The sequence below is a fragment of the Flavobacteriales bacterium genome (genome assembly GCA_013001705.1).
Taxonomy (GTDB): domain Bacteria; phylum Bacteroidota; class Bacteroidia; order Flavobacteriales_D; family JABDKJ01; genus JABDLZ01.
Genome location: JABDLZ010000210.1, coordinates 1 through 5,152 on the forward strand (window position 1 = coordinate 1; position 5,152 = coordinate 5,152).

The 5,152-nt window shown below is 51.3% G+C and carries 5 protein-coding genes; all 5 read right to left on the minus strand.

The genetic code is table 11. The features are described from left to right. Positions 1-61: 61 nt before the first annotated feature. The 5 genes from HKN79_08550 to pcaF all read right to left on the minus strand — a co-directional run bounded on the left by HKN79_08550 (position 62) and on the right by pcaF (position 4,959). Positions 62-709: a DUF4190 domain-containing protein gene (locus tag HKN79_08550; protein ID NNC83614.1), complete on the minus strand. Its 648-nt coding sequence runs from the start codon at positions 707-709 to the stop codon at positions 62-64. A gap of 55 nt (positions 710-764) precedes the next feature. Further along, on the minus strand, positions 765-1,457 hold the full coding sequence (locus HKN79_08555) for a DUF4190 domain-containing protein (GenBank protein NNC83615.1): 693 nt from the start codon (positions 1,455-1,457) through the stop codon (positions 765-767). Positions 1,458-1,518: 61 nt separating this feature from the next. Beyond that, positions 1,519-3,237 (minus strand): Na+:solute symporter, encoded by a 1,719-nt coding sequence (locus HKN79_08560; protein NNC83616.1) that lies wholly within the window; start codon positions 3,235-3,237, stop codon positions 1,519-1,521. An 89-nt stretch (positions 3,238-3,326) separates the two neighbouring features. Beyond that, positions 3,327-3,764 (minus strand): GNAT family N-acetyltransferase, encoded by a 438-nt coding sequence (locus HKN79_08565; protein ID NNC83617.1) that lies wholly within the window; start codon positions 3,762-3,764, stop codon positions 3,327-3,329. Further along, positions 3,757-4,959 carry a 3-oxoadipyl-CoA thiolase gene (gene pcaF, locus HKN79_08570; protein NNC83618.1) on the minus strand — a complete coding sequence of 401 codons (1,203 nt, stop codon included), beginning with the start codon at positions 4,957-4,959 and terminating at the stop codon, positions 3,757-3,759. The genes HKN79_08565 and pcaF overlap by 8 nt, the downstream gene beginning before the upstream one ends. Positions 4,960-5,152 lie beyond the last annotated feature (193 nt).

Consider the following 5,152-nt stretch of genomic DNA (forward strand, 5'->3'; position numbering starts at 1 on the left):
TTTGTCTTGATTGTTCTTTTTTGCTCGGCTGACTTCCATATCCTGAAGGTAGCCTCAGAAGCTATAAGGTCGACAAGAAGATAAGGGTCAGGACCAGAGCGATCAATCCCAGAACGATGGCTGCAATTGCGCCACCTCTTCCCCGATACACCCCAGGTTCTCTATTGATAGCACCGAGTGCGACCCCTCCGAATACTACTGCGCAAAGACCCAGAATAATGCCGGCTATGAAGAAGGCAAGAATCCCGCAGATGAGACCTGTGATGGAACCCCAATGCACCGTCTGGTAGCCATCTTGAGCATCGAATGACTCGGAGACTTCGGGTTTCTCGAGCATCTGCTTGACCAACGTACGTTTGAATTTCAATGCCTTGTGTACTGCACTCATACGGCCTTTTCTCTGCACTGCCTGAGAGTCATCATGGGAAGTTCCTACTACTTGAATCTTTGTTTCTGAATCGTTCGTCTCAGTTGATACTTCGCTATCGGTGATTGGTATCATGGACTCTTCTAGCTCACTGACGAATTCTTCGATATCCAATTTATCGGGCTTCTTACGATCATCCTCCTTCAGCTGTACGTATTTCCCTTTCAGATACTTACGCTTTCCGAATTCTTTAGAGGAGTATTGATACTTATCTGATGCACATGAAAAGGTGAGCATGAGTAGCGCTATCCACAATAGGGGGGTATAGATCTTTGTTCGCATAGGTCAGAAGTAGTTTTAAATGTGATTGATGATTCGAGGTTTATACTCGTTGCTATTATCCGTTGAAACTGATATCGCTCAAGTAGATGATGACCAGAATAATAGCAAGCACTATCAGCCCCACACCGATAATTCCGAGTACGAAAGCTGCCTGTGCCATGCCCAAACCCTTGAATCTTTCTGGATAGGCCTTGATGCTGGTCTTTGCGACAGAACCGAAGATCAATGCCGGTATGGTAAGAAGACCGACCCCAGGCACGAGAAAGAGGCCGATGATACCCAGTATCCCACAGACCAATCCTGCGATGGCTCCCCAGTGGGTGCGAGGGGTTTCTTCCTGACTCTCAGCTATGGAGACGTGCAATTGGCGCTTTGGAGAAGAATACCTTTCTGCCATGGAGGCCCATTGGTCTATCTTTTCGGCTTCAGTCCTTGTGACGCGGGTCGACTTATGGTGAGTGGATTTTGAACTGGTCTTCTGCTGTGCGTGATGTGTTTTATCAGAAACCGGTTTCTCCAGAAGCACTGCACCCTCATCCCTGGTCTCCTGAATTTCTTCAGAAAGCAGGTCGTTCTTGATCTCAGCAGGACGTTCTTTTTCAGTCGATTTCAGCTGAACATACCTGCCCTTCAGGTATTTACGCTTTCCGAATTCTTTAGAACTGAAGCTATTGTTGGTGCCTGCACAGGAAGTCAAGAGCAACAGACAGCAGAGCGCTATCAAGCGACTTTTAGGGTCTTTGATCATAGAGGTCGTTTGGTTTTATTTGGTCGCTCTGAGTCACAGAGCTTCTGAAAAGTACGACTTCTTACGAAACGTGGGCTTTCAATCGCCTCCAGATCGTCCAGGTAATAGCCCCTGCAATCAGAAGGGTCATACCTGAGATAGAAGCCGCACTGACATTTCCATAGAGCAGATATCCGGTGAAGAATAGCCCGGAATAGATACTGATCGTCCCAGTGATCATCGCGAGGATCTTCATACTCATACCATGGCCGGCATCCTTTCCGATCAATGAGTCAAAGGATGCCTTACACGATTCCGGTTCAGGGCGGGTAAGCAAGGTCACTGTAAGCCAAGCTATGGTCGTGATACCTACTCCCCAACACAACTGCCAGTGATCGGCCATATCTCCCGTATAGATGAATTTGAAATAGATGGCGATGAGGAAAGAGACGGTCATTCCCGTGATCTCGGTATAGGCATTGATCCGCCACCAGAACCAGCGCAGGATGAAGATCAATCCTGTTCCTGCACCGATCTGCAGCAGGATGTTGAACGCATCCAAGGCGCTTTCCAGGAATAGGGCCATGAATGAGGCAAGGAGCATGAGGATGACGGTACTTGCTCGTCCGATACTGACCTGCTTGGCAGGACTCGCTTCTTTGTCCATGAAGCGCAGGTAGAAGTCATTGACGATGTAACTCGAGCCCCAGTTGAGATGGGTGGAGATGGTACTCATATAGGCCGAGGCTAATGACGCGATGATGATCCCGATCAGTCCGCTGGGTAGGAAGGTGAGCATGGCACTGTAGGCCAGATCGTGCCCGATGATACTATCGCTCAGGTGAGGAAAAGCCGCTTGGATTGAAGCTAGATCGGGGAAGAAAATGAGCGATGCCAGCGCCACGATGATCCACGGCCAGGGGCGTAGTGCATAGTGCGCGATCTGGAAGAACAAGGTCGCTCCCATGGCGTGATCCTCATCCTTGGCCGAGAGCATGCGCTGGGCCACATAGCCCCCTCCTCCAGGCTCTGAACCGGGATACCACACACTCCACCATTGTACTGCGAGTGGGATGATGAGCATAGGGATAAGAGTCTCCGAATCACTGAAATCCGGTAGAAGATTCAGCTTATCGCGCACATTCTCATGAGTGAACAATCCGTCCAAGCCACCGACTTCGGGCATATGGGTGATGGTGGCCGCTGCCCATACCGCCCCGATCATCGCTATGGTGAATTGGATGAAATCCGTAAGGATGACCGCCCGTAGACCTCCGAGCGCACTATAGAGCACCGTAACCGTGCCAGCTATGGCCAGTATGACCCAAGGCTCCAATCCTAGGATGACTCCACCTATCTTGATCGCGGCCAGGGATACGGTGGCCATGATCATCACATTGAAGAATACTCCCAGATAGATGGCTCGGAATCCACGAAGGAACGAGGCCATCTTTCCGGTATAGCGCAATTCGTAGAACTCCAGGTCGGTGGTGATGCCGCTCCTCCTCCAGAGGCGCGCATAAACAAAGACCGTAAGCATACCTGTGAGGAGGAATGCCCACCAGGCCCAGTTGCCTGAGACACCGTTCTGCCTGACGATATCCGTTACGAGATTGGGAGTATCTGCGGAGAAGGTCGTGGCGACCATACTGACTCCGAGCAGCCACCAAGGCATGTTTCCTCCAGAAAGGAAGAATTCACGAGAACCCTTTTTCGACTTTTTAGAGCTCCAAATACCTACTCCAAGATAGATGGCCAGCAAGGAGAATATGATGACGATATCGAGGGTGCTGAGGGTCATGCTCCGTTGATTTTCAAACGAATTAACCAAGAAAAGGAAGGGCTGGAATCAGCGAGGTGGAATTCTCCTAACAAGGAGTGCCAAACAAGTCACAACAGCTTGTACATCACTTTGTGTGGACCTATCCCTTCTATCTCGAAGATGTCATCGAAGGCGGTATAGTCTTGCTTGACGTAATAGCCATATGCAGAAGTGCGTGCATTGCACCAGATGAGGTCATAGCCCTTCTCGCGAGCGATGCGTTCACCTTCTTCCAATACCCGCGCACCTATGCCCTTTCCTTGATGCTCGGGCAATGTTCCCATGCCTCTCAGTCGGTATTGCTTGGCATGTGGCAGACGGTCGGAGAGTTGAGGGAAGAAGGAGGCGATGCATACCAGTTCATCACCGATGTATGCACCAACATGGAAGCTCTCGGTCTTCGAGTCTCCCGGATAGAGACAATCCGCTAATGTCTGATGAGGCCGGAGGATACTATGTCGGAGGGGATAGGTGTCCTCAGCTGTTATTTCTTTGACTTCAAACACGCTCGATCACCGCTGCATATCCCTGTCCCACACCCACACACATAGTAACGAGGGCGTATCGCTTATCCTGTTCGTGCAATTCGATAGCCGCAGTATTCAACAGACGCGCCCCGGTCATTCCGAGTGGATGGCCGATGGCTATGGCTCCTCCATTGGGGTTGATGCGTGGGTCATCATCGGCCAATCCGAGTTCTCGGGTACAGGCCAGGACCTGTGCCGCGAAAGCCTCGTTCAATTCGAGTATGTCCAGATCATCCAGGCTCAGGCCCGCGCGCTCAAGGGCGAGTTGACTTGCCTTGACCGGACCGATACCCATGATGCGTGGTTCGACTCCTATTACTCCCGAGCTGATGATCTTGGCCTTGGGCTTCAATCCGTATTTCTCAACTCCTTGCTCGGATGCGATGAGCACGGCTGCGGCCCCGTCATTGAGACCTGAAGCGTTTCCTGCGGTCACACTTCCACCTTCCTTGCGGAAGGCTGGCCGCAGCTTGGCAAGTATCTCCAAGGTGGTATTGGGCTTGATGAACTCATCCTGATCGAAGATGATCGGGTCCTTTTTCCGCTGGGGAATCTCCACAGCTACGATCTCCTTGGCCAGTCGACCATTGCGCTGAGCTTCTGCAGCCTTCATCTGTGACCCATAGGCGAATCGATCTTGATCCTCCCTATTGATGGAATATTTCTCGGCCAGATTCTCAGCGGTGACTCCCATGCCATCAGTACCGTATACGGCCTCCAGCTTGGGATTGATAAAACGCCATCCAAAGGAGGAATCGTGCATCTGCGCATCACGACCGAAGGGAGTACTCACCTTGGAGATCACCCATGGTCCGCGGGTCATGTGTTCCACTCCACCTGCGATGAAGAGATCCCCATCACCGGTATGGATCGCCCGATGTGCGTGAATAGCCGCGCTGAGCCCGGAGCTGCAGAGCCGATTGACCGTCTCTCCGGGCACCGTATAGGGGAGGCCCGCCAGCAGCAAGGCCATACGGGCCACATTGCGGTTATCCTCTCCGGCCTGATTGGCACATCCCATGATCACATCATCTATCGCCTCTCCAGGGACATCCGGATTGCGCGCCATCAACTCCCGGATGACATGTGCTGCGAGATTATCCGTACGGACTGGGCTGAGGGTGCCGGTGAATCTACCGATAGGTGTGCGTATGCCGTCAATGATGTAGCTCATAGGGTGTATGATTCAAGAGGGGTGATTCAAGAATGGATTCAAGAGGGATAATTGGGGATTCAAGAAAGGAGTTTCTGGAATTCATTTCGAGGGTAAAGGTAGTAGATGCCTATGGAGAAGAGTCTATCTCCCAAGCTTTGGAAGAATGATAGACCGTGCCCTTGAATTGAGAGACGAGTTCTTCATTCTGATT

What these genes read in the sequence shown, in the direction of transcription:
- pcaF (NNC83618.1), bottom strand. Translation starts at nt 4,959, where the DNA reads ATGAGCTACATCATTGACGGCATACGCACACCTATCGGTAGATTCACC.
- HKN79_08550 (NNC83614.1), bottom strand. Translation starts at nt 709, where the DNA reads ATGCGAACAAAGATCTATACCCCCCTATTGTGGATAGCGCTACTCATG.
- HKN79_08560 (NNC83616.1), bottom strand. Translation starts at nt 3,237, where the DNA reads ATGACCCTCAGCACCCTCGATATCGTCATCATATTCTCCTTGCTGGCC.
- HKN79_08555 (NNC83615.1), bottom strand. Translation starts at nt 1,457, where the DNA reads ATGATCAAAGACCCTAAAAGTCGCTTGATAGCGCTCTGCTGTCTGTTG.